The organism is Pseudomonas baetica (assembly GCF_019733355.1).
Classification (GTDB): Bacteria; Pseudomonadota; Gammaproteobacteria; order Pseudomonadales; family Pseudomonadaceae; genus Aquipseudomonas; species Aquipseudomonas baetica_A.
In genome coordinates this window covers 19,412-43,294 of sequence record NZ_JAIHLQ010000024.1, presented here as the reverse complement: position 1 = coordinate 43,294, position 23,883 = coordinate 19,412, and the positions used below count along the sequence as shown (strand labels likewise).

Below are 23,883 nucleotides of genomic sequence, written 5' to 3'. Positions count from 1 at the left end.
GTTACGCCTTCTTCTGGTGTTGAGCCAACGCTGCTTTGACAAAACCGCTGAACAGCGGATGGCCATCACGAGGTGTCGAGGTGAACTCAGGGTGGAACTGGCAAGCGACGAACCATGGATGATCCGGTGCTTCGACCACTTCAACCAGTGCAGCATCAGCGGAACGACCGGAGATTTTCAGGCCGGCTTCGATGATTTGCGGCAGCAGGTTGTTGTTCACTTCGTAACGGTGACGGTGACGCTCGACAATCACGTCCTTGCCGTAGCAATCGTGTACTTTGGAGCCGGCTTCGAGCAGGCAGTCCTGAGCGCCGAGGCGCATGGTGCCGCCCAGATCGGAAGCTTCGGTACGCACTTCAACGGCACCGGTCGCATCTTCCCACTCGGTGATCAGACCCACGACCGGGTGACCGCTGGCGCGATCGAACTCAGTGGAGTTGGCGTCTTTCCAGCCCATTACGTTACGGGCGAACTCGATGACCGCCACTTGCATACCCAGGCAGATACCCAGGTACGGAACCTTGTTTTCGCGAGCGTACTGAACAGCGGTGATCTTGCCTTCCACACCACGCAGACCGAAGCCGCCCGGCACCAGAATCGCGTCAACACCTTCGAGCAGCGCAGTGCCCTGGTTTTCGATGTCTTCGGAGTCGATGTAGCGCAGGTTAACCTTGGTGCGGTTGCTGATGCCGGCGTGACTCATCGCTTCGATCAGCGACTTGTAGGCGTCCAGCAGCTCCATGTACTTGCCGACCATCGCGATGGTGACTTCGTGTTCCGGGTTCAGCTTGGCATCAACCACTGCTTCCCACTCGGACAGATCAGCGCTGCCGCATTGCAGGCCAAAACGCTCGACAACGAAATCATCCAGGCCCTGGGAGTGCAGGATGCCCGGGATCTTGTAGATGGTGTCGGCGTCTTCCAGAGCGATCACCGCACGTTCTTCAACGTTGGTGAATTGCGCGATCTTGCGGCGCGAGGACACATCGATCGGGTGATCGGAACGGCACACCAGCACGTCTGGCTGCAGGCCGATCGAGCGCAGTTCCTTGACCGAGTGCTGGGTTGGCTTGGTTTTGGTTTCGCCGGCCGTGGCGATGTACGGCACCAAGGTCAGGTGCATCAGCATCGCGCGCTTGGCGCCGACTTCGAAACGCAATTGACGGATGGCTTCGAGGAACGGTTGCGACTCGATGTCACCCACGGTGCCACCGATCTCGACCATGGCCACGTCAGCGTCGCCGGCACCTTTGATGATGCGGCGCTTGATTTCGTCGGTGATGTGCGGGATCACCTGGATGGTTGCACCCAGGTAGTCACCGCGGCGCTCTTTGCGCAGAACGTGCTCGTAGACACGGCCGGTGGTGAAGTTGTTGTTCTGGGTCATGGTCGTGCGGATGAACCGCTCGTAATGGCCCAGGTCCAGGTCGGTCTCGGCGCCGTCATGGGTGACGAACACTTCACCGTGCTGGAACGGGCTCATCGTGCCCGGGTCAACGTTGATGTACGGATCCAGCTTAAGCATGGTGACCTTAAGCCCCCGCGCCTCCAGGATAGCCGCCAATGAAGCCGAGGCAATGCCTTTCCCCAATGAAGAAACAACACCGCCCGTGACGAATATGTAGCGCGTCATGAAAAACCCTAGAAGTCTGCGTTAAAGCGGTACGAGCCGCCGGGGAAAGCGAAGGAAGGCCGAAGCCCCCGATCACCTGCATTAATCACAGTGCACCTTTCAAAAAAACCGCTGCGTTGGGACAGACCGGCAGATGAAACACCGGTACGTTGTTCGCTACACATTTTTTGGAATCGCCCAGCAAAGACTGCTTGGTAATCGGCAACTCCTGCAATTCAGGCGAATCCACAGAAGTTGTATCAAGAAGGGAGCGTAGTCTACCGGAATGCCCCTTTCATCTCAAACCTTGATCTTCGTCTGTTGGCTGCCAATTCATTTTCCAGCCGTCCTGCTCGTGGCCGTCAAGTCCCGGCAGGTTCGCCACCGCGAGCAATTCGTCACCGCGAAAAAGCAGCGGCAATCTGCCACGCACGAAACCCGGCACCGCACGCTCATTGAGCAAACGCTTGAGATCGCGATGGCCGCGATCCGCCAGAGGCATCACTTCGCCGCCCTGCCGATAGGCAATGCGCAACGGCCCGCTGGGAGCCTGACCGCTGAACATGACACACCCGTTATGGGGCAAGCTTAGCGGCGACGCCGGCGCCTGCCACTCGCTGCCGATCACCGGAGCGCGCAGCCAGTTGCCACTGAGCCACCACAGGCGACCGGCACTGCGATGCAACTCGCCATCGGCCAGACGCCAGACCGGCGAAGCATCGTGACCGGCATTGCACAGATCCGCCCAACCCGACCAATGGTCGGTGTCAGGCAAACGCGTCAGCGGTTCGAGCCAATGACTCAGCGCATTTCGCTGCCGGGGGGCGGAGAGCGCGCAAAGTGGCGCCAACGCCAGAGACGGCAAGCGCAGCCATTGGAATCCATGAGGCGTTGCAGCCTGTGCCAGATCGATTTGCGCCAATTCATCGAGCAAACCCTGCGCCTCACGCAGATGCGTAGCGCTGCGCGCCATGCTTGCTTGCGCTTGCGGCCAGCGACTGCTCAGCAGCGGCATGACCTGATGGCGCAGGTAATTGCGCGAGAACTGACGATCCTGATTCGAAGGGTCTTCGATCCAGTGCAATTGATGAGCTTGTGCATAGGCCTCCAGTTCAGCCCGAGTGACATCAAGCAAAGGTCGAATCAGAACACCCTGCCCCAGCTCTCGCTGGCTCGGCATGCCCGATAATCCTCTGACGCCTGCGCCACGCAACAGACGAAACAGTAAGGTTTCCGCCTGATCATCCCGATGCTGGCCGGTCAGCAGCACATCATTGGCCTGCGTCAGCGCACTGAACACCGCATAACGCGCATCCCGCGCAGCCCGCTCCAGACTCGCACCCGGTTGCACCGTGACCCGCTCTACTTGCAATGGAACACCGAGCGCATCGCAGACAGACTGGCAATGCGCCGGCCACGCATCGGCCGCAGACTGAAGACCATGATGGATGTGGATCGCGCTTAGCGCCGGAAGGGATTGGTCTTTTGCGAGATTGGCGAGCAGATGTAGCAGGACGGTCGAGTCGAGACCACCGGAGAAAGCGACGCGCCAGTTCCTGGCATTGCGCCAGGCTGCAAGATTAAGCAAAAGCCGGGAAGGCAAATCAATCATGGACTGCCCCATATCGCTCTCTTTGCCTCAACCAAATGTGGGAGCGAGCCTGCTCGCGAAGACGGTTTAACATTCAACACATTCGTCGACTGTCATACCGCTTTCGCGAGCAGGCTCGCTCCCACATCAGGTATCGCGTTTCGACTTAGAGACCGTAGCTCATCAGTCGATCGTAACGGCGCTTGAGCAGCGCTTCGTTATCGAACTTCTTCAGCATCGCCAGTTGCGAGCTGAGCTCGGCGCGGATCGACGCCGCAGCGGCGGCCGGATCACGGTGAGCGCCGCCCAATGGCTCGCCGATCACCTTGTCGACAATACCCAGGCCTTTCAGACGCTCGGCAGTAATGCCCATCGCCTCGGCGGCATCCGGTGCTTTTTCCGCGGTTTTCCACAAAATCGAAGCACAACCTTCCGGCGAGATCACCGCGTAGGTCGAGTACTGCAGCATGTTCAACTGATCGCAAACACCGATGGCCAGAGCACCGCCAGAACCACCCTCACCGATAACGGTGGCGATGATCGGGGTCTTCAGGCGCGACATCACACGCAGGTTCCAGGCGATGGCTTCGCTCTGGTTACGCTCTTCGGCGTCGATACCTGGATAGGCGCCCGGGGTGTCGATGAAGGTCAGGATCGGCATTTTGAAACGCTCGGCCATTTCCATCAGACGGCAAGCCTTGCGGTAGCCTTCCGGACGCGGCATACCGAAGTTGCGGCGTACTTTTTCACGGACTTCGCGGCCCTTCTGGTGACCGATGATCATCACTGGCTGGTCTTCCAGACGAGCAATGCCACCCACGATCGCAGCGTCGTCGGAGAAGTGACGGTCGCCGTGCAGTTCATCGAACTCGGTGAAGATGTGTTCGATGTAGTCCAGGGTATACGGGCGTTTCGGGTGACGCGCCAGGCGTGCGATCTGCCAGCTGGTCAGCTTGCCGAAGATGTCCTCGGTCAGCGTTTTGCTCTTGTCCTGCAGGCGGGAGATCTCATCGCCGATATTCAGCGAATTGTCATTACCGACCAAGCGCAACTCTTCGATCTTGGCTTGCAGGTCGGCGATCGGCTGTTCGAAATCTAGAAAATTCGGGTTCATAGGCGTCCGTCTTGGGTCGTATCCCAAATGAGCTTGGGTCGGCCGGTTGTCTATTCGCGCCCTACCTTAAGGGAGAGGCGCGCTAAGGTCGAGATTAAAAATTCAGGTTTCGGGCAAGCGCAATGATGGCACCTGCCGGTCAACGGTATTGGAGGAAGACGTTGTCTCGCCCGAACTGGTCACGCAGGGCTTGAATCAACGCATCCGCCGGGTCAATCCGCCAGGTCTCGCCAAACTGCAGCAAGGTCTTCGCATCGGGGCTGGTGTACTCCATGGTGATCGGACACGCCCCGCGATGACGCTTGAGCAAATCACCCAACCAGCGTAGCTGATCGCCTTTCAGGTCCTGAGTTTGCAGCTTCAGGCGCAGGCTTTCGGCAAGGTTGGTGCGCGCATCTTCCATGCTCATCACGCGCTTGACCCGCAGGCGCAGGCCGCCGGAGAAGTCATCGTTGCTGACCTCGCCTTCAACCACCACCATCGCATCGGTCTGCAACAGCGACTGCGCGGAATGGAACGCTTCGGCAAACAGCGACGCTTCGATCCGCCCGGAGCGGTCGTCGAGGGTGATGAAGCCCATCTTGTCGCCCTTTTTGTTCTTCATTACCCGCAGGGCAATGATCATCCCGGCCACGGTTTGCGTATCGCGCGCCGGTTTCAGATCGATGATGCGCTGACGGGCGAAACGGCGGATCTCACCTTCGTATTCGTCAATCGGGTGACCGGTCAGGTACAGGCCCAGGGTGTCTTTTTCACCCTTGAGGCGTTCCTTGAGGGTCAGCTCCTTGGCTTTGCGATGACTGGCATAAACGTCGGCATCTTCCTCGACGAACAGCCCGCCAAACAGGTCGGCGTGGCCACTGTCGTGGGTGCGCGCGGTTTGCTCGGCAGCCTTGATCGCCTCTTCCATCGCGGCCAGCAACACAGCGCGGTTACGGTCGATATTGGCCTGATAAGCCTTTTGTTCGTCGTGAAAATAAGGCCCCAGACGATCCAGCGCACCGCTGCGAATCAAACCGTCGAGCGTGCGCTTGTTGATGCGCTTGAGGTCGACACGGGCGCAGAAATCGAACAGATCCTTGAACGGGCCTTCCTGACGCGCCTCAGTGATTGCTTCTACCGGGCCTTCACCGACACCTTTGATCGCGCCGAGGCCATACACAATGCGGCCATCGTCGTTCACCGTGAACTTGAATTCCGAATTATTCACGTCCGGCGCGTCGAGACGCAGCTTCATCGTGCGAATTTCTTCGATCAAGGTCACGACCTTGTCGGTGTTGTGCATATCCGCCGACAGTACCGCCGCCATGAACGGCGCCGGGTAATGGGTTTTCAGCCAGGCAGTCTGATACGAAACCAGACCGTAAGCGGCGGAGTGAGACTTGTTGAAGCCGTAACCGGCGAATTTTTCCACCAGGTCGAAAATGTTACCGGCGAGGTCGGCGTCGATATTGTTGGTCTTGCAACCTTCAATGAAACCGCCGCGCTGTTTGGCCATCTCTTCGGGTTTTTTCTTACCCATCGCCCGACGCAGCATGTCCGCACCGCCGAGGGTGTAACCGGCCATGACCTGGGCAATCTGCATCACCTGTTCCTGATACAGGATGATGCCGTAAGTCGGTGCCAATACTGGCTTGAGGCCCTCGTACTGGTAGTCCGAGTGCGGGTACGCCAGTTCGGCGCGACCGTGCTTACGGTTGATGAAGTCATCCACCATGCCGGACTGCAGCGGGCCCGGACGGAACAACGCCACCAGTGCGATCAAGTCTTCCAGGCAGTCGGGCTTGAGCTTTTTGATCAGCTCTTTCATGCCTCGGGATTCAAGCTGGAACACCGCTGTGGTTTCAGCTTTTTGCAGCAACTGGTAGGTCGGTTTGTCGTCCAGCGGGATGAACGCGATATCCAGCGGCGGCTCGTCGACCTTGGCGCGGTCACGGTTGATGGTCTTTAGCGCCCAGTCAATAACCGTCAACGTCCGCAGACCAAGGAAGTCGAACTTCACCAGACCGGCCGCCTCAACATCGTCCTTGTCGAACTGGGTTACCAGACCGTCACCGGCCTCGTCACAATAGATCGGCGAGAAATCGGTCAGTTTGGTCGGCGCGATAACCACACCACCAGCGTGCTTGCCGACGTTACGCACAACGCCTTCGAGCTTGCGCGCCATCTCCCAGATTTCTGCGGCCTCTTCATCGACCTTGATGAAGTCGCGCAGGATTTCTTCCTGCTCGTAGGCTTTTTCCAGCGTCATGCCGACTTCAAACGGAATCATCTTCGACAGACGATCCGCCAGGCCGTAGGACTTGCCCTGCACCCGCGCCACGTCACGCACCACAGCTTTTGCCGCCATGGAACCGAAGGTGATGATCTGGCTTACCGCGTTGCGCCCGTATTTCTCGGCCACGTAGTCGATGACCCGATCACGACCGTCCATGCAGAAGTCGACGTCGAAGTCGGGCATCGATACCCGTTCCGGGTTAAGGAAACGTTCGAACAGCAGGTCGTATTCCAGCGGGTCGAGGTCGGTGATTTTCTGCACATAGGCCACCAGCGATCCGGCACCCGACCCACGGCCAGGCCCTACCGGTACGCCGTTGCTCTTGGCCCACTGGATAAAGTCCATCACGATCAGGAAGTAACCGGGGAAGCCCATCTGGATGATGATATCCAGTTCGAAATTCAAGCGGTCGACGTACACCTGACGCTTGGCTTCGTAGTCTTCGGTGGTGTCTTTGGGCAGCAGAACCGACAGCCGCTCCTCCAGACCGTCGAAGGACACCTTGCGGAAATACTCATCGATGGTCATGCCATCGGGAATCGGGAAGTTGGGCAGGAAGTGCGTGCCCAGTTTCACATCGATGTTGCAGCGCTTGGCGATCTCGACGGTGTTTTCGATGGCATCGGGAATGTCACTGAACAGCTCGGCCATTTCCTCCGCACTTTTGAGATATTGCTGATCGCTGTAATTCTTCGAACGCCGCGGATCGTCGAGGGCGCGGCCCTCACCGATGCAAACGCGGGTTTCGTGGGCGGCGAAGTCTTCCTGCTTGATGAAACGCACATCGTTGCTCGCCACCAGTGGCGCGCCCAGCTTGTCGGCCAAGGCCACAGCACCATGCAGTTGTTCTTCATCGTTGGGACGGTTGGTCCGCTGGATTTCCAGATAGAAACGATCCGGAAACACCGCCATCCATTCACGCGTCAGAACCTCAGCTTCAGCCGGGTTACCGCCGATGAGGGCCATGCCGATCTCGCCTTCTTTGGCGGCAGACAGCATGATCAGGCCTTCGTTGGCCTCGGCGACCCACTCGCGCTCGACGATGATCATGCCATTGCGCTGCCCCTCGATGAAGCCACGGGAAATCAGCTCGGTGAGATTGCGATAGCCCTTGGCGTTCATGACCAACAGGCTGATCCGGCTCAGCGGCGCATCAGGATCCTTGTTCGACAGCCACAGATCAGCGCCGCAGATCGGCTTGATCCCTGCGCCCATGGTGTTTTTATAGAATTTGACCAAGGAACACATGTTGTTCTGATCGGTGACCGCGACGGCCGGCATGTTCATGCCAGTCAGGGCCTTGACCAGTGGCTTGATCCGCACCAGCCCATCGACCAGGGAGTACTCAGTGTGCAGGCGTAGGTGAACGAATGAAGCCGGCATAGTGATCCTGTCCAGTTACATAGAGACAACAAGGCGCGGATTGTACCGGGCCTCGAACAAAACATCAGCCTTGCGACTAAACCTGCTTCAGACCTTCCAGTGCCTCATAAGCCTGGCGCACCGGGGCGAACGAGCGCCGGTGAATCGGGGTCGGCCCGAGCCGGGCCAACGCTTCCAGATGAACGGGCGTCGGATAGCCTTTGTGGCCGCCAATGCCATAACCCGGGTAAATCAGTTCGAACGCAGCCATTTCGCGGTCACGACTGACCTTGGCCAGAATCGATGCCGCAGCAATGGCAGGCACCTTGCTATCGCCCTTCACAACCGCTTCGGAGCGCATCGGCAGTTTCGGGCAGCGGTTGCCATCAATCATCGCCAGTTTCGGCTGGATGTGCAGCCCGGACACGGCGCGCTGCATGGCCAGCATGGTCGCGTGCAAAATATTCAATTCGTCGATTTCTTCGACCTCGGCGCGAGCGATGCACCAGCTCAGCGACTTTTCGATGATCTCGTCGTAAAGCTTTTCGCGCTTGGCTTCGGTGAGTTTCTTCGAGTCGTTGAGCCCGACGATAGGGCGGTTCGGATCGAGAATCACCGCCGCCGTCACCACTGCACCGCACAACGGGCCGCGACCGACTTCATCGACGCCGGCGACCAGCGCTTCAACTTCGGCGACCAAAGTGAAATCCAGGCCCATTTGCATGCTTGTCTTGCTCATCGTGATTGACCGATCAGGTTAAGGACGGCATGCGCCGCCTGATTGGATGCATCCAGACGCAGCGTGCGGTGAATCTCGTCGAAGCCGCGAGTCTGCTCTTCACCGCCCTCGATCAGGGGCGACAGGGTCTGGGCAAGCGCCTCGACAGTTGCATCATCCTGCAACAACTCCGGAACCAGCAGACGCTGGGCCAACAGATTTGGCAGCGATACATACGGGCTCTTGACCATGCGTTTCAGAATCCAGAACGTCAGCGGCGCCAGACGATAGGCGACCACCATCGGCCTCTTGTACAGCAACGCTTCGAGGGTTGCCGTACCGGAGGCGATCAATACGGCGTTACAGGCAGCCAAGGCCAGATGAGACTTGCCATCGAGCAAGGTCACCGGCAAATCGCGGCCGGCGAGCAGTTCTTCAAGCTGCGAACGGCGCTCCGGGCTGGCGCACGGCATGACAAAGCGCACACCCGGACGCATCGCGCGCAGGCGCTGGGCGGTATCGAAGAACAGTGCGCCGAGGCGACCGACCTCACCGCCACGACTACCAGGCATCAGCGCGATCAGCGGCCCATCAGGCAATCCCAACTCGGCACGCGCAACCGCACGATCAGCCTCCAGCGGAATGGCATCGGCCAGCGAGTGACCGACGAAGCGCACCGGCACGCCTTTCTCTTCGTAGAATCTGGCTTCGAACGGGAAAAGCGTGAGCATCAAATCGCAACCTTCGCGAATCTTCAGCACGCGCTTCTGCCGCCACGCCCAGACCGACGGACTGACGTAATGCACGGTTTTGATCCCGGCCTGACGCAGCTTGAGTTCGATATTGAGGTTGAAGTCGGGCGCGTCGATACCGATGAACGCGTCCGGTTTTTCGGCAATCAGCGTGGCAATCAGCGCTTTGCGACGCTTGAGCAACTCGCGCAAACGACCGAGGACCTCAACCAGCCCCATGACCGACAACCGCTCCATGGGGAAGTATGAAGTCAGGCCTTCCGCTTGCATCAACGGACCGCCGACGCCGATGAACTCGACCGACGGATGCTGTGCCTTGAGGGCACGCATGAGGCCGGCGCCCAAAATATCACCGGAAGCCTCACCCGCCACCAGCGCAATACGCAAATTGGCCATGATCAGCGGGTGATGCCGCGTGTCGACGACTGGATGGAATCGCGAAACACCGCGACTTCCGGGAACTGGGCAGCAGGCTCGGCCAGTTGAGCCAGTGCCTGCTCGACTGTCAGCCCTTGGCGATAAACGGTCTTATAGGCGCGACGCAATGCGTGGATAGCGTCTTCGCTGAAACCTCGACGGCGCATGCCTTCGAAGTTCATGCTGCGCGCCTCGGCCGGGTTGCCAAACACGGTGACAAACGCCGGAACGTCTTTACCGATCGCAGTACCCATGCCTGAAAAGCTGTGGGCGCCAATGTGGCAATACTGGTGAACCAGGGTGAACCCGGAGAGGATCGCCCAGTCGTCAACATGCACATGGCCGGCCAATGCCGTGTTGTTGACCAGGATGCAGTTATTGCCGATGACACTGTCGTGACCGATGTGGGCATAGGCCATGATCAGGTTATGATCGCCCAGCGTGGTTTCCGAACGGTCCTGCACGGTGCCACGGTGAATCGTCACGCCTTCGCGGATGACGTTGTGGTCACCTATCACCAGCCGGGTCTCTTCACCTTTGTACTTCAGATCGGGCGTGTCTTCGCCTACCGAGGAAAACTGGTAGATGCGATTGTGCTTGCCGATGCGTGTCGGGCCTTTGAGGATCACATGCGGCCCGATCACGGTACCCTCGCCGATTTCCACACCTGCGCCGATGACCGACCAAGGGCCGACCTCGACGCCGTCTGCCAGAACGGCCGACGGATCGATGATTGCGCGAGGGTCAATCAAACTCATACCTTTTGTTCCGCGCAGATGATCTCGGCCGAGCAGACCGGCTTGCCATCGACCGAAGCCTGGCATTCAAACTTCCAGATCTTGCGTTTACAGCTAATGAACGTGGCTTCAAGGATCAACTGGTCGCCAGGCTTGACCGGCTGGCGGAAACGCAGCTTGTCGGAACCAACGAAGTAATAAAGGGTACCGTCCGCCGGTTTGACGTCGAGCATTTTGAAACCGAGGATCCCGGCAGCCTGAGCCATCGCTTCGATGATCAGCACGCCTGGCATGATTGGATGCGCCGGGAAGTGACCATTGAAGAAAGGTTCATTGATGCTGACATTCTTGTAGGCGCGAATGCGCTTGCCTTCAGTGTCCAGATCCACCACCCGGTCCACCAGCAGGAACGGGTAACGGTGAGGCAGGTATTCGCGAATCTCGTTGATGTCCATCATTTCGGGGGGAAGCCTATGTAAAGATTGGGAGCGCGACTGACGCGCACTCCTCTAGCAAATCAAGGAGGCAGTCTAGAGGCTGTGCACACTTGATATGGAAATGGTATCAGCCATCTGATGAAGCATTGCCGTCAGGGGTCACTTCCCCTACGCGCTTTTCCAGCTGTTTAAAACGTCGCGCGATGTCATCGAGCTGACGGATGCGTGCCGCACTTTTGCGCCATTCTGCAGCCGGTTGCATGGCTGTGCCGGAAGAATAGGCGCCTGGCTCGGTAATCGAGTGCGTCACCATGGTCATCCCGGTCAGGAAAACGTTGTCACAAATATCAATGTGGCCGACCAGACCGACACCCCCGGCCAGCATGCAGTGCTTGCCGATTTTGGTGCTGCCGGAGATCCCGACGCACGCGGCCATGGCAGTGTGATCACCGACCTGGACGTTGTGGGCAATCTGGATCTGGTTGTCGAGTTTCACGCCATTGCCGATCACGGTATCGGCCAACGCGCCGCGGTCGATGGCGGTATTCACCCCGATCTCCACATCGTCGCCGATGGTCACACCACCGATCTGGGCAATTTTCTGCCAGATACCTTTCTCATTGGCGAAGCCGAAGCCTTCACCACCGAGCACGGCACCGGACTGGATAACCACACGCTTGCCGATGTGCACATCGTGATACAGCGTGACACGCGGAGCGAGCCAACCGCCCTCGCCGATTTCACTGCGGGCACCGACGACGCAATGGGCGCCCAGCGTGACTCGCGAACCAATCCGTGCACCCGCCTCAATCACCACGAAGGGACCGATGCTGGCGGTTGGATCAACCACAGCGTCGTCAGCGATGACTGCCGAGGGATGGATACCCGCGGTAGCTTTCGGTTTGGGATCGAACAAGTGAGAGATACGTGCATAAGCCAGATAAGGATCTGGCACCACCACTGCATTACCGGCAAAACCTTCTGCGTCGGCTTCTTTGAGCAACAAGGCTGCTGCCTGAGAACCCGCCAGGTATTTTCGATATTGAGGATTTGCCAGAAAGCTCAACTGAGCTGGGCCAGCCTCTTGTAAAGTGGCTAGCCCAGTAATTTGCTTCTCCGGATCGCCACGCAGAGTGGCGCCGAGGAACTCGGCCAACTGGCCGAGCTTGATAGTCACGGTCATGGGTTACTTCAGCTGATTCATGCGCTCGATAACCTGGCGCGTGATGTCGTACTGAGGCTTGACATCGATCACTGCGCCACGCTCGAACACCAGGTCAAAACCACCTTTCTTGATGACGCCTTCCACTGCGCTATCCAGTTTCGGCTTCAGTTGCTTGAGCATTTCGCGGTCAGCAACAGCTTTGGCTTCGTTCAGTTCCTTGGACTGGAACTGGAAATCACGGGCCTTTTGCTTGAATTCCAGCTCCAGACGCTCACGCTCGCCCTGCTGCATCTTGTCGCCACCGGCCATCAGACGATCCTGAATGCCCTTGGCGCTGCTTTCCAGAGTTTTCAGCTTGGTCAGTTGAGGACCGAACTTCTTCTCCGCATCGACAGCGTATTTCTTGGCCGCGTCCGATTCCAGCAAGGCCATCTGATAGTTCAGAACGGCAATTTTCATGTCGGCGAATGCCGGGCCTGCCACCAGTACGGAGGCCAGGAGAACCAATTGAGTCAACTTACGCACGATGCACTCCTACAAAATCCATTGTCGTTATCTTGGGTCAGACGCTTAGAACGTCTGGCCGAGGGAGAATTGGAACACTTGAGTTTCAGCGTTATCCGGTTTTTTGACCGGCATGGCCAGAGCAAAACTCAGAGGACCCAGCGCGGTAACCCAGGTCACGCCAACACCGACGGAACTGGCCATGTTGCTCAGACTGATGTCGTTGCACTTGGTGTTAGACGAAGTGCCGTTTGCGTTGGTGGTGTCCTTGCACTGCGAATCGAAAACGTTACCCACGTCCCAGAATACCGAAGTACGCAGGGAACGCTGATCCTTGACGAATGGCAGCGGGAACAGAACCTCCACACCACCCTGGATCAAGACATTGCCACCGAACGGCAGCGGGTCTTGGTCCGGATCTTTCGCAGTACCCGGGTTGTTACCCGAACTTGGTGTACTACGCGGGCCGAGGGTGCTGTCCTTGAAGCCACGAACTGAGTTGAAACCACCAGCATAGTAGTTTTCATAGAACGGCAAGCCATCTGTGGAACCATAACCGTCGCCATAACCCAGTTCGGTGTGCAGACGCAAAGTGTAGTTTTCGCTGATCGGCTGGAACAGCTGACCACGGTAGTCAAGCTTGTAGAATGCAAGGTCGCTGCCCGGAATGGTGGTTTCCAGGGTGAGGCTCTGGGAACGGCCACGGGTTGGCAGTACACCTTTGTTCAGGGTCGACTCGGACCAGCCGGCCGACGCCTTGAAGTTCAGGTAGTTGTCGCCTTCCTTGTTAACGAAGTCGAAAATTTCGTCAACGGTGTATTTGCCGGTCTTGATCTTGTCTTGCTGGGCAGACAGACCGAAGGTCAGTCGCGAAGTCTCGCTGATCGGGTAACCAACGTTAACACCCGCACCCAGGCTGTCTACGGAATAGCTAGAAATATCGGCATCGAGTTCAGCGTAGTCGGTTGTGCGATAGAACGCGTTGTAACCCAGGCTCACGCCATCGGCGGTCCAGTAGGGGTCAACGTAGCCGAAGTTGTAGCGGCTCTGGTATTCGCTTCGAGTCAGACCGACGCTGACGCGGTTACCGGTACCGAGGAAGTTGTTCTGGGTAATCGAACCACCGAGGATCAAACCGGCGCTCTGGGCGAAACCGACGCTGGCGGTAATCGAACCGGAAGCCTGCTCTTCAACGCTGTAGTTCACGTCAACCTGGTCGTCGACACCCGGAACAGCCGGAGTTTCGACGTTGACTTCCTTGAAGAAGCCCAGACGCTCAAGACGGGTCTTGGATTGGTCGATCAGGTAGGTCGAAGCCCAGCCACCTTCCATTTGACGCATTTCGCGACGCAGCACTTCATCTTCGGACTTGGTGTTGCCACGGAAGTTGATGCGGTTGACGTAGGCACGCTTGCCCGGATCGACAGCAAACAGGATGTCTACGGTGTGATCATCGTCGTGCGGCTGAGGCACGCCGTTGACGTTGGCGAAGGTATAACCCTCGTTACCCAGACGACGCGTGATCAGTTCAGAAGTAGTGGTCATCAGCTTGCGCGAGAACACCTGGCCCTTCTGCACCAGCAACAAGGACTTGATCTGATCTTCAGGTACTTTGAGATCACCGCTGAGTTTGACGTCACGAACGGTGTATTTCTCGCCTTCAGTCACGTTGACCGTGATGTAGACATGCTTCTTGTCCGGAGTGATGGACACCTGGGTCGAAGCAATATCCATATTGATATAGCCGCGATCCAGGTAGTAGGAACGCAGACGCTCCAGGTCACCAGACAGCTTTTCACGGGCATACTTGTCATCGTTCTTGAAGAACGACAGCCAGTTGGTGGTTTTCAGCTCGAACAGGTCGGTCAGGTCTTCCTCGGGGAAAACCGTGTTGCCTACCACGTTGATGTGCTGAATGGCAGCAACGGTGCCTTCGTTGATGTTCACCTTCAGGCCGACACGGTTACGCGGCTGCGATACCACTTCGGTATCGACGGTAGCCGAGTAACGGCCTTGCGCGACGTACTGGCGTTGCAGTTCGTTACGGACACCTTCGAGGGTGGCACGCTGGAAGATCTCGCCTTCGGCCAGACCGGATTGCTTGAGGCCTTTCATCAAGTCTTCAGTAGAGATCGCTTTGTTACCTTCGATCTCGATACTGGCGACAGATGGACGCTCAACAACCGTGATTACCAGAACGTTGCCTTCGCGGCCCAGCTGGATATCTTGAAAGAAACCGGTTTTGAACAACGCACGAGTGGATTCCACCAGGCGACGATCATCCGCCTGCTCGCCGACGTTCAACGGCAAGGCACCAAAGACGCTACCCGCGGAGACCCGCTGGAGGCCATTGACGCGAATATCAGAGATAGTGAAGGACTCGGCGTGAACTTCGGCGATCATCAATACGGTGAGAACCGCAGTTAGCAGCAGACGTTTCATGAAGTCCTTTCTTATTCCAACTGGCAATAAACAAACTGCCGCAAAATGCGGCAGATTCGCAATTCAGCGAAGCGTTACAGTCGACCCAGATCGTTGACCAGAGCAAGCAACATCACCCCGACCACCAAACTGATACCGATCTGTATCCCCCAACCTTGCACCCGATCCGACAAGGGACGACCACGCGCCCACTCGATCAGATAAAACAACAAATGCCCCCCATCCAGTACAGGGATGGGCAGCAAATTCAGAACTCCCAGGCTAATACTCAGATAAGCAAGGAAATTCAGGAAATCAGCGACGCCCGACTGGGCAGAAGCGCCCGCCACTTTAGCAATGGTTATCGGTCCACTCAAGTTTTTTACCGAGAGCTCGCCGAACAGCATTTTCTTGAGTGAGTCCAGCGTCAGAATGCTCATGGTCCAAGTACGATGGGCGCCCTCGCCAATCGCGGCCAGCGGCCCATAACTGACTTCACGGATCATTTCCGGTGGCCAGTCGACTGCTTTCACACCCGCCCCCAGATAACCGCTTGGCGACTTGCTTTCACCGCGCGCCGCCAAGGTGACCGGGACGTCGATTTGAGCACCATCGCGCTCGATACGCAGCATGATTTTGGTATCAGGACGCGTACGAACGGTATCAACCACTTGCTGCCAGTCATTAAGCGCCTGACCATCCAGAGACAGAAGGCGATCACCGGTTTTCAGGCCAGCCGCCTGAGCAGGACCTTTTGGATCAAGCTCGGCAAGCACAGGCGCCAAGGCCGGACGCCACGGACGAATACCCAACGAGCGAATCGGATCCGGCTCATCAGCACCCTGCAGCCAGTGATCCAGCATCAACTCGCGTGGAGAGTCCGCGGTAGAGCCCTGCTCACGCACCAGCAACTGCAACGAACCGCTTTCACCCAGCCGACGCACCAACTGCAAGTTGACGGCTGCCCAACCGGTGGTCGGCTCACCATCAATGGCGACGATCTCCTGACCCGCACCCAGACCAGCCTTGGCGGCGATGCTGCCGGACTCGACCGCACCGATGACTGGGCGTACCTGCTCGCTACCGAGCATGGCCAACACCCAGAAAAACACCAGGGCCAAAAGGAAGTTGGCGATAGGGCCGGCGGCAACAATGGCGATACGCTGACGAACCGATTTGCGGTTAAACGAGTGATCCAGTTGATCAACCGGCACTTCGCCCTCACGCTCGTCGAGCATCTTGACGTAGCCACCCAGTGGAATCGCGGCGATGACGAACTCAGTACCCTGCTTGTCGTGCCAGCGCAGCAGAGGCATGCCGAAGCCTACGGAAAAGCGCAGAACCTTGACGCCACAGCGACGCGCGACCCAGAAGTGGCCGAATTCGTGAAAGGTGACCAGCACACCCAAGGCGATCAGGGTGCCGGCAATCATATAGAGCGCGCTCATCTATTTTCTCCGCAATCCTGTTCAGTGCCGCGTGACGCCATTGTGTTTCAAATTCTATCGATCGTGACGCTTCAACCACTGCTCAGTCAGAACTCGCGCCCTGGCGTCTGCCGTAAACACGGCGTCGAGATCATCCAGTGCTACGACCGGTTCGAGGTTCAACACCTGTTCGATGATACTCGCGATTTCCAGGTAACGGATTCGTCCGTCGAGAAACGCCGCCACCGCCACTTCGTTGGCCGCATTGAGCATCGCCGGTGCGCTGTCGCCTGCTTCGGCCGCTTGACGCGCCAGACGCAGACAAGGGAAGCGCTGCTCATCCGGCGCCTCGAAGTCCAGGCGCGCAACTGCAAACAGATCCAGCGGCGCCACACCGGAGTCAATGCGTTCCGGCCAGGCCAGAGCATTGGCGATCGGTGTGCGCATGTCGGGGTTACCCAATTGCGCCAGTACCGAGCCATCAACATAGTCGACCAGCGAGTGAATCACGCTCTGCGGGTGGATCACCACCTCGACTTGCGACGGCTTTGCATCAAACAGCCAGCAAGCCTCGATCAGCTCAAGGCCTTTATTCATCATGCTGGCCGAGTCTACTGAGATCTTGCGCCCCATGGACCAGTTCGGGTGGGCACACGCTTGCTCAGGTGAAACGTGCGCCAATTCACTCATCGGCGTCTGTCGGAACGGACCACCAGAGGCTGTAAGCAAAATCCGGCGAACACCGACAGAGCTCAATCCGCGAGCAAAATCCTGTGGCATACACTGGAAAATCGCGTTGTGCTCGCTGTCGATCGGCAGCAGCACAGAACCGCTTTGGCGTACCGCCTGCATAAACAGGGCGCCGGACATTACCAGCGCCTCTTTATTGGCCAAAAGGATCTTCTTGCCGGCTTCGACTGCCGCCAGAGTCGGACGCAGGCCCGCCGCGCCAACGATCGCCGCCATCACCGCGTCGACTTCCGGAGCAGAAGCGACCTGACACAAGCCCTCCTCCCCCACAAGCACACGCGTCGACAAACCGGCTGCGCGCAAATCGTCCTGCAAACCGCGCGCAGCCGCGACTTCCGGCACCACGGCAAATTGCGGCACATGCCGTATGCACAAGGCCAGCAACTCACTCAGGCGAGTAAAACCGCTCAATGCGAAAACCTGATAGCGCTCAGGGTGACGCGCAATAACATCAAGGGTGCTCAGACCAATCGAGCCGGTCGCCCCCAAAACAGTGATCTGTTGCGGGCGGCTCACGGCGCAGCCATCCACAGCAACACCGCGAAGACTGGAATGGCCGCGGTCAGACTGTCGATGCGATCGAGCACGCCACCATGGCCTGGCAGCAGATTACTGCTGTCCTTGATGCCGGACTGACGCTTGAACATGCTTTCGGTGAGGTCGCCCACAACCGAGATGAAGACGATCAGCGCAGCACCAATCAGCCCCTTGAGCAACTCGGCAACCGTCCAATCACGCACCAGGCCAACAATAGCGGTGATAACCAGACTGAGGACGAGACCGCCGTAGACGCCTTCCCAGCTTTTACCCGGACTGACTTGAGGGGCCAACTTACGCTTGCCGAATGCACGACCGGAGAAGTACGCGCCGATATCTGCACCCCAGACAAGCACCATCACTGCCATGATCAACCAGTTACCCAGTGGGTATTGCTTGATCTGCACCAGGCCTTGCCAGGCCGGCAGCAAAATCAACAGGCCAATCACTAGCTTGCTGGCAGCACTGGACCAATGTTCGCTGGAACGCGGGTAGGTCAGCACCAGATACGTCGCAACCGCCCACCAAAGCACCGAAGCACCCAACACCCAAGGTGCGAGGCTGGGCACCACGTACATGACGAACAGCATCAATGCGACGACGGCAGCAAAGCCAACGCGAAACGATTGTGCGGTGAAGCCCGCCAGACGCGCCCATTCCCAGGCGCCGAGGCTCACGACCAGACCGATGAACAGCGCAAAACCGGAACCTTCGAGCAGGAAAAACCCGCACAAGGCGATCGGCAGCAGGATCAGTGCAGTGATGATTCGTTGTTTAAGCATTAAACCCGGGCTCCAGCTTCGACCTGTTCGCTCGTTTTACCGAAACGACGCTGGCGCGAAGCGAAATCAGCCAGCGCATTGCGCATGGCATCGTGTTTGAAGTCCGGCCAGAACAGGTCGGAGAAGTACAACTCGGCGTAAGCCAGTTGCCACAGCAGGAAGTTGCTGATGCGGTGCTCGCCGCCAGTGCGAATGCACAAGTCCGGCAACGGCAGATCGCCGGTCGCCAGACAGGTTTGCAGCAAATCAGGGGTGATGTCTTCCGGACGCAGATGCCCGGCCTGAACTTCACGCGCCAAACGCTGCGCGGCTTGCGCGATATCCCACTGACCGCCGTAGTTGGCGGCGATCTGCAGGATAAAACGGTTGGAGCCCGCGGTCATGGCCTCGGCTTCGCGCATCGCGGCTTGAAGCTCCGGATGGAAGCGCGAGCGATCACCAATGATGCGCAGGCTAATGTTGTTTTCGTTGAGGCGCTTGGCCTCACGACGCAATGCCTTGAAGAACAGATCCATCAAGGCACTGACCTCATCGGCCGGGCGCTGCCAGTTTTCACTGGAGAAGGCGAACAGGGTCAGCACTTCCACCTTGGCCTCAGCGCACACCTCGATCACGGCCCGAACAGCATCCACACCCGCTTTATGCCCGGCAACACCCGGCATAAAGCGTTTTTTCGCCCAGCGATTGTTGCCATCCATGATGATCGCGACATGGCGCGGCACCGCGGACGGCGCAGTCTGCTTGGTCTTGTCCATTTAAAACTCGACCCTTATACGGCCATCAGGTCCGCTTCTTTCTGCTTGGTGGCCGCATCGATATCAGCCTCAGCCTTGTCAGTCAGCTTCTGAATGTCCGCAGCAGCACGACGCTCTTCGTCTTCGCTGATTTCCTTGTCCTTGACCAGCTTCTTCAGCTCACCCAAGGCATCACGACGAATGTTACGCACGGCAACACGCGCGTCTTCCGCAGCGCTACGCGCCTGCTTGGTGAAACCCTTGCGGGTTTCTTCGGTCAGGGCTGGCATGGAGATCAACAGCAACTCGCCCAGATTGGTCGGGTTGAGGTTAAGGCCGGCACTCTGGATCGCCTTGTCGACGGCCGCGAGCATGTTGCGCTCAAACGCCACGACCTGCAGGGTGCGCGAGTCTTTTACAGTGATGTTGGCCACTTGGGTGATAGAAGTGTCTGCGCCGTAGTACGGCACCATCACGCTACCCAGAATGCTTGGGTGTGCCTTGCCGGTACGAATCTGACCGAATGCATGGGACAGGGAGTCCAGAGACTTCTGCATACGCTCTTGAGCGTCTTTCTTGATTTCGTTGATCATTGTTGACCTTCCTCGATCAGGGTTCCTTCAGCGCCGCCATGTACGATGTTCAGCAGGGCGCCGGGCTTGTTCATGTTGAATACGCGCAGCGGCATCTTATGGTCGCGGCACAGGCAAATAGCCGTCAGGTCCATCACACCCAGCTTGCGATCCAGCACTTCATCATAAGTCAGATGATCGAACTTCTCGGCATGCGGGTCTTTGAACGGATCTGCGGTGTAGACGCCATCAACCTTGGTCGCCTTCAGCACGACGTCGGCATCGATTTCGATTGCACGCAGGCAGGCAGCCGAGTCCGTGGTGAAGAACGGATTGCCGGTACCAGCCGCGAAAATCACGACGTCTTTGGAGTTCAGGTGGCGCATGGCTTTGCGGCGATCATAGTGATCGGTTACGCCAACCATGGAAATGGCCGACATCACGATGGCCGAGATATTGGCACGCTCCAGCGCGTCGCGCATGGCCAGGGCATTCATCACAGTGGCCAGCATGCCCATGTGGTCGCCTGTCACCCGATCCATGCCGGCTTTGCTCAGAGCTTCGCCGCGGAACAGGTTACCACCACCGATCACAAGGCCGACCTGTACGCCGATACCGACCAGTTGACCGACTTCCAGCGCCATCCGATCCAGCACTTTTGGATCGATCCCGAACTCTTCCGAGCCCATCAGGGCCTCGCCGCTAAGCTTGAGTAGAATGCGTTTATAGCGAGCCTGATAACCACTGCCCTGCTGAGCCATTGCGAATCTCTCCTGCGGCGTATTTAAAATTCTTTGCGAGCTGTTTACAGCTGGCGTTCACTCTAGCTTGGCGCTGCTTCAGCGCCATCGGAACATGGCTTTGTAAGTCAGTTCCAAGTGGAAACCAATAAAAAATTGGTTGCCCCATCTGAAAAGAGGCTGCGCGCGTGAGCGGGCAGCCTCTTTCGGGCGACAGTTGAAAAACCGTCTTATTGCTTGGCGGCAGCCAGCTGGGCAGCAACTTCTTCAGCGAAGTTGTCGACCGGCTTCTCGATGCCTTCGCCTACTTTGTAGTAAGTGAAGGAAACGATTTCTGCGCCAGCTTTCTTAGCCAGCTCGCCAACCTTGATTTCAGGGTTCTTGACGAACGCCTGCTCAACCAGGCTCGCTTCAGCCAGGAACTTGCTGATACGGCCTTTGATCATGTTTTCAACGATGTTTTCCGGCTTGCCAGCGATCTTGTCAGCATTGAGGCTCAGGAACACGGCTTTTTCGCGCTCGATAGCTTCAGCAGACACTTCCGACGGCAGCAGGAATTCCGGGTTGCTGGCCGCTACGTGCATAGCGATGTCTTTAGCCAGCTCAACGTCGCCGCCTTTCAGAACAACAGCTACGCCGATTTTGTTGCCGTGCAGGTAACCACCAACAACATCACCTTCTACACGAGTCAGGCGACGGATGTTGACGTTTTCGCCAACCTTGCCGACCAGTACCAGGCGATCAGCTTCTTGAGCTTCGATCAACGGTTCAACGGTAGCCAGCTTCTCGTCGAATGCTTTCTTGACGCTAGAAGCAACGAACGCCTTGAAGTCGTCCTGCAGAGCCAGGAAGTCGGTCTGCGAGTTCACTTCCAGCAGAACGGCAGCCTTACCGTCTTCAACCAGAGCGATTGCGCCTTCAGCGGCAACGTTGCCAGCTTTTTTCGCAGCTTTGATCGCGCCCGAAGCACGCATGTCATCAATGGCTTTTTCGATGTCGCCGCCAGCCTTTTCCAGGGCTTTCTTGCAATCCATCATGCCTTCGCCGGTACGCTCGCGCAGTTCTTTAACCAACGCTGCAGTAATTGCTGCCATTTTCAAATTCCTCTTGGATAGGTTTTCAACCATTCCACCCGATCGAACGGGCGTTCAATTCTTCCCGAACCACCTTTGTATCCGCTGCACGTTACAGATGCAGGGGGAGCGTGCCACACGTGGGCGCCGACAAATGGTTTTCGAGGTGGCAAAAAGGGGGCCAAGCCCCCTTTTTGCTTACTGAGTCAACGCCAGGGCGTCAATTACTCAGCTGCAGCCTGAGTTTCTTCAGCTGCGAATTCTACAGTGCCGCCGCCAACATTGTTGCGACCACGGATAACTGCGTCAGCCATCGAACCCATGTACAGCTGGATAGCGCGGATTGCGTCATCGTTGCCTGGGATGATGTAGTCAACGCCTTCCGGGCTGCTGTTGGTATCGACAACGCCGATGACCGGAATGCCCAGCTTGTTGGCTTCGGTGATCGCGATGCGCTCGTGGTCAACGTCGATCACGAACAGTGCGTCTGGCAGACCGCCCATGTCCTTGATGCCGCCCAGGGAGCGATCCAGCTTCTCAAGATCACGAGTGCGCATCAGCGCTTCTTTCTTGGTCAGCTTGGCGAAGGTACCGTCTTCGGCTTGAACTTCAAGGTCACGCAGACGCTTGATGGAAGCACGAATGGTTTTGAAGTTGGTCAGCATGCCGCCCAACCAGCGGTGATCGACGTACGGCGAACCGCAACGTGCTGCTTCTTCAGCAACGATCTTGCCAGCGGAACGCTTGGTGCCGACGAACAGAATCTTGTTTTTGCCCTGGGCCAGACGCTCTACGAAAGTCAGAGCTTCGTTGAACATTGGCAGGGTTTTTTCAAGGTTGATAATGTGAATCTTGTTACGCGCGCCGAAAATGTACTTACCCATTTTCGGATTCCAGTAACGGGTTTGGTGACCGAAGTGCACACCGGCCTTCAGCATATCGCGCATGTTGACTTGGGACATGATAGTTCCTTAATAAGTCGGGTTTGGCCTCCACGTATCCCAATGACCAACCAGTGGCATAAAGCCAAAAGCACCCAGGTCATCGTGTCGACACGTGTGTGGATTTAAGCTTTTCGGGGCATCCCCGGAAAGCGGCGCATTTTATACCACAGGGTGTGCAGAAACGGAACCTGAAATCTGTAATCACACCAAGGACATGGGCGCAGCCCCCTTGGAATCGGCCCGGCACCCAGCATTGTATAGAGAGAAGCGATACACGCCGGCGCGGAATTGCTCCTTTCGTCTGTTAGAATCGCGTTTTTCAGGGTCGCAAAATCAACAGTTGCCACCCTATCCGTATCAGCAAGCGCCGCCGAGCGCAGAGAGAGCCTGTATGACCGTCAACCTCAAAACCCCCGAGGACATCGCTGGTATGCGTGTCGCCGGCAAACTGGCCGCCGATGTGCTGGAAATGATTGCCGAACATGTAAAACCGGGCATTACCACTGATCAGTTGAACCAGATCTGCCACGACTACATCGTCAATGTGCAGCAAGCCATCCCTGCCCCGCTCAACTACAAGGGCTATCCGAAGTCGATCTGCACCTCGATCAACCATGTGGTCTGCCACGGCATCCCGAACGACAAACCGCTGAAAAACGGCGACACCCTGAACATCGACGTTACCGTGATCAAGGACGGTTACCACGGCGACACCAGCCGCATGTTCCATGTTGGCGAAGTGCCGGTCTGGGCAGAACGCCTGTCGCAGATCACCCAGGAATGCATGTACAAGGCCATCGAGATCGTCAAACCTGGCTGCCGCTTGGGTGACATCGGTGAAGTCATCCAGAAGCATGCGGAAAAGAACGGTTTCTCGGTGGTTCGTGAATTCTGTGGGCACGGCATCGGCAAGGTATTTCACGAAGAGCCACAGATCCTCCACTACGGCCGCGCGGGTACCGGCATGGAACTGAAGGCCGGCATGACCTTCACCATCGAGCCGATGATCAATCAGGGCAAGGCCGACACTAAAGTATTGGGCGACGGCTGGACGGCGATCACCAAGGACCGCAAGCTCTCGGCACAGTGGGAACACACCCTGCTGGTAACCGACACTGGCTACGAGATCTTCACTCTGCGCGCCGACGACACCATCCCGCGCATTTCGGCCTGATCCCCAGCACGTTCCCAGCCTTTTACAGAAGGAAAGCCAATC

At 57.6% G+C, this 23,883-nt stretch carries 20 protein-coding genes; 1 reads left to right on the top strand and 19 read right to left on the bottom strand.

The window, feature by feature from the left end:
* Nucleotide 1: 1 nt before the first annotated feature.
* The 19 genes from K5E40_RS21285 to rpsB form a co-directional block, all read right to left on the bottom strand.
* Nucleotides 2-1,633: a CTP synthase gene (locus K5E40_RS21285; RefSeq protein ID WP_221732455.1), complete on the bottom strand. Its 1,632-nt coding sequence runs from the start codon at nucleotides 1,631-1,633 to the stop codon at nucleotides 2-4.
* Between the two features lie 274 nt (nucleotides 1,634-1,907).
* Nucleotides 1,908-3,236 (bottom strand): tRNA lysidine(34) synthetase TilS, encoded by a 1,329-nt coding sequence (tilS, locus tag K5E40_RS21280; RefSeq protein WP_221732454.1) that lies wholly within the window; start codon nucleotides 3,234-3,236, stop codon nucleotides 1,908-1,910.
* 133 nt (nucleotides 3,237-3,369) lie between these two features.
* Nucleotides 3,370-4,317, bottom strand: a complete 948-nt coding sequence (locus tag K5E40_RS21275; RefSeq protein WP_038357918.1) for an acetyl-CoA carboxylase carboxyltransferase subunit alpha — start codon at nucleotides 4,315-4,317, stop codon at nucleotides 3,370-3,372.
* A 139-nt stretch (nucleotides 4,318-4,456) separates the two neighbouring features.
* Nucleotides 4,457-7,978 (bottom strand): DNA polymerase III subunit alpha, encoded by a 3,522-nt coding sequence (gene dnaE, locus K5E40_RS21270; protein WP_221732453.1) that lies wholly within the window; start codon nucleotides 7,976-7,978, stop codon nucleotides 4,457-4,459.
* A gap of 76 nt (nucleotides 7,979-8,054) precedes the next feature.
* Nucleotides 8,055-8,681 carry a ribonuclease HII gene (gene rnhB / locus K5E40_RS21265; protein WP_221732519.1) on the bottom strand — a complete coding sequence of 209 codons (627 nt, stop codon included), beginning with the start codon at nucleotides 8,679-8,681 and terminating at the stop codon, nucleotides 8,055-8,057.
* 11 nt (nucleotides 8,682-8,692) lie between these two features.
* Nucleotides 8,693-9,823, bottom strand: coding sequence for a lipid-A-disaccharide synthase (gene lpxB, locus K5E40_RS21260; RefSeq protein WP_221732452.1), 1,131 nt, complete (start codon nucleotides 9,821-9,823; stop codon nucleotides 8,693-8,695).
* Between the two features lie 2 nt (nucleotides 9,824-9,825).
* On the bottom strand, nucleotides 9,826-10,602 hold the full coding sequence (gene lpxA, locus K5E40_RS21255; RefSeq protein WP_221732451.1) for an acyl-ACP--UDP-N-acetylglucosamine O-acyltransferase: 777 nt from the start codon (nucleotides 10,600-10,602) through the stop codon (nucleotides 9,826-9,828).
* The gene (gene fabZ / locus K5E40_RS21250; RefSeq protein WP_042557884.1) at nucleotides 10,599-11,039 is read right to left on the bottom strand and encodes a 3-hydroxyacyl-ACP dehydratase FabZ; all 441 of its coding nucleotides are present in this window, start codon (nucleotides 11,037-11,039) and stop codon (nucleotides 10,599-10,601) included. Before fabZ ends, lpxA begins: the two co-directional genes overlap by 4 nt.
* 106 nt (nucleotides 11,040-11,145) lie before the next feature.
* Nucleotides 11,146-12,201, bottom strand: coding sequence for a UDP-3-O-(3-hydroxymyristoyl)glucosamine N-acyltransferase (gene lpxD / locus K5E40_RS21245; RefSeq protein WP_221732450.1), 1,056 nt, complete (start codon nucleotides 12,199-12,201; stop codon nucleotides 11,146-11,148).
* Between the two features lie 3 nt (nucleotides 12,202-12,204).
* Complete coding sequence (locus tag K5E40_RS21240) at nucleotides 12,205-12,708, bottom strand: OmpH family outer membrane protein (protein WP_221732449.1); 504 nt, start codon at nucleotides 12,706-12,708, stop codon at nucleotides 12,205-12,207.
* A gap of 45 nt (nucleotides 12,709-12,753) precedes the next feature.
* Complete coding sequence (gene bamA, locus K5E40_RS21235) at nucleotides 12,754-15,129, bottom strand: outer membrane protein assembly factor BamA (protein ID WP_221732448.1); 2,376 nt, start codon at nucleotides 15,127-15,129, stop codon at nucleotides 12,754-12,756.
* A 74-nt stretch (nucleotides 15,130-15,203) separates the two neighbouring features.
* Nucleotides 15,204-16,556, bottom strand: coding sequence for a sigma E protease regulator RseP (gene rseP / locus K5E40_RS21230; protein ID WP_221732447.1), 1,353 nt, complete (start codon nucleotides 16,554-16,556; stop codon nucleotides 15,204-15,206).
* A gap of 54 nt (nucleotides 16,557-16,610) precedes the next feature.
* Nucleotides 16,611-17,801, bottom strand: a complete 1,191-nt coding sequence (gene ispC / locus K5E40_RS21225; RefSeq protein ID WP_221732446.1) for a 1-deoxy-D-xylulose-5-phosphate reductoisomerase — start codon at nucleotides 17,799-17,801, stop codon at nucleotides 16,611-16,613.
* On the bottom strand, nucleotides 17,798-18,604 hold the full coding sequence (locus K5E40_RS21220) for a phosphatidate cytidylyltransferase (RefSeq protein ID WP_221732445.1): 807 nt from the start codon (nucleotides 18,602-18,604) through the stop codon (nucleotides 17,798-17,800). The genes ispC and K5E40_RS21220 overlap by 4 nt, the downstream gene beginning before the upstream one ends.
* Complete coding sequence (gene uppS, locus K5E40_RS21215) at nucleotides 18,604-19,359, bottom strand: polyprenyl diphosphate synthase (protein ID WP_221732444.1); 756 nt, start codon at nucleotides 19,357-19,359, stop codon at nucleotides 18,604-18,606. The genes K5E40_RS21220 and uppS overlap by 1 nt, the downstream gene beginning before the upstream one ends.
* 14 nt (nucleotides 19,360-19,373) lie before the next feature.
* Nucleotides 19,374-19,931: a ribosome recycling factor gene (gene frr / locus K5E40_RS21210; RefSeq protein ID WP_187679155.1), complete on the bottom strand. Its 558-nt coding sequence runs from the start codon at nucleotides 19,929-19,931 to the stop codon at nucleotides 19,374-19,376.
* Nucleotides 19,928-20,671, bottom strand: a complete 744-nt coding sequence (gene pyrH, locus K5E40_RS21205) for a UMP kinase (RefSeq protein WP_003222124.1) — start codon at nucleotides 20,669-20,671, stop codon at nucleotides 19,928-19,930. Before pyrH ends, frr begins: the two co-directional genes overlap by 4 nt.
* A gap of 209 nt (nucleotides 20,672-20,880) precedes the next feature.
* A complete protein-coding gene (gene tsf, locus K5E40_RS21200) occupies nucleotides 20,881-21,744 on the bottom strand; it encodes a translation elongation factor Ts (protein ID WP_221732443.1) in 864 nt (287 codons plus the stop codon).
* Between the two features lie 203 nt (nucleotides 21,745-21,947).
* Nucleotides 21,948-22,685, bottom strand: a complete 738-nt coding sequence (rpsB, locus tag K5E40_RS21195; protein WP_095189367.1) for a 30S ribosomal protein S2 — start codon at nucleotides 22,683-22,685, stop codon at nucleotides 21,948-21,950.
* 373 nt (nucleotides 22,686-23,058) lie between these two features.
* On the opposite strand from rpsB, the gene map reads away from it, so the two are divergent.
* A complete protein-coding gene (gene map, locus K5E40_RS21190) occupies nucleotides 23,059-23,841 on the top strand; it encodes a type I methionyl aminopeptidase (RefSeq protein WP_221732442.1) in 783 nt (260 codons plus the stop codon).
* Nucleotides 23,842-23,883 lie beyond the last annotated feature (42 nt).

Coding starts and splice junctions, on each gene's coding strand:
- K5E40_RS21285 (WP_221732455.1), bottom strand. CDS start 1,633: ATGACGCGCTACATATTCGTCACGGGCGGTGTTGTTTCTTCATTGGGG.
- lpxB (WP_221732452.1), bottom strand. CDS start 9,823: ATGGCCAATTTGCGTATTGCGCTGGTGGCGGGTGAGGCTTCCGGTGAT.
- K5E40_RS21220 (WP_221732445.1), bottom strand. CDS start 18,604: ATGCTTAAACAACGAATCATCACTGCACTGATCCTGCTGCCGATCGCC.
- tilS (WP_221732454.1), bottom strand. CDS start 3,236: ATGGGGCAGTCCATGATTGATTTGCCTTCCCGGCTTTTGCTTAATCTT.
- fabZ (WP_042557884.1), bottom strand. CDS start 11,039: ATGATGGACATCAACGAGATTCGCGAATACCTGCCTCACCGTTACCCG.
- rnhB (WP_221732519.1), bottom strand. CDS start 8,681: ATGCAAATGGGCCTGGATTTCACTTTGGTCGCCGAAGTTGAAGCGCTG.
- map (WP_221732442.1), top strand. CDS start 23,059: ATGACCGTCAACCTCAAAACCCCCGAGGACATCGCTGGTATGCGTGTC.
- frr (WP_187679155.1), bottom strand. CDS start 19,931: ATGATCAACGAAATCAAGAAAGACGCTCAAGAGCGTATGCAGAAGTCT.
- dnaE (WP_221732453.1), bottom strand. CDS start 7,978: ATGCCGGCTTCATTCGTTCACCTACGCCTGCACACTGAGTACTCCCTG.
- bamA (WP_221732448.1), bottom strand. CDS start 15,129: ATGAAACGTCTGCTGCTAACTGCGGTTCTCACCGTATTGATGATCGCC.
- tsf (WP_221732443.1), bottom strand. CDS start 21,744: ATGGCAGCAATTACTGCAGCGTTGGTTAAAGAACTGCGCGAGCGTACC.
- uppS (WP_221732444.1), bottom strand. CDS start 19,359: ATGGACAAGACCAAGCAGACTGCGCCGTCCGCGGTGCCGCGCCATGTC.
- K5E40_RS21275 (WP_038357918.1), bottom strand. CDS start 4,317: ATGAACCCGAATTTTCTAGATTTCGAACAGCCGATCGCCGACCTGCAA.
- lpxA (WP_221732451.1), bottom strand. CDS start 10,602: ATGAGTTTGATTGACCCTCGCGCAATCATCGATCCGTCGGCCGTTCTG.
- rpsB (WP_095189367.1), bottom strand. CDS start 22,685: ATGTCCCAAGTCAACATGCGCGATATGCTGAAGGCCGGTGTGCACTTC.
- rseP (WP_221732447.1), bottom strand. CDS start 16,556: ATGAGCGCGCTCTATATGATTGCCGGCACCCTGATCGCCTTGGGTGTG.
- lpxD (WP_221732450.1), bottom strand. CDS start 12,201: ATGACCGTGACTATCAAGCTCGGCCAGTTGGCCGAGTTCCTCGGCGCC.
- pyrH (WP_003222124.1), bottom strand. CDS start 20,671: ATGGCTCAGCAGGGCAGTGGTTATCAGGCTCGCTATAAACGCATTCTA.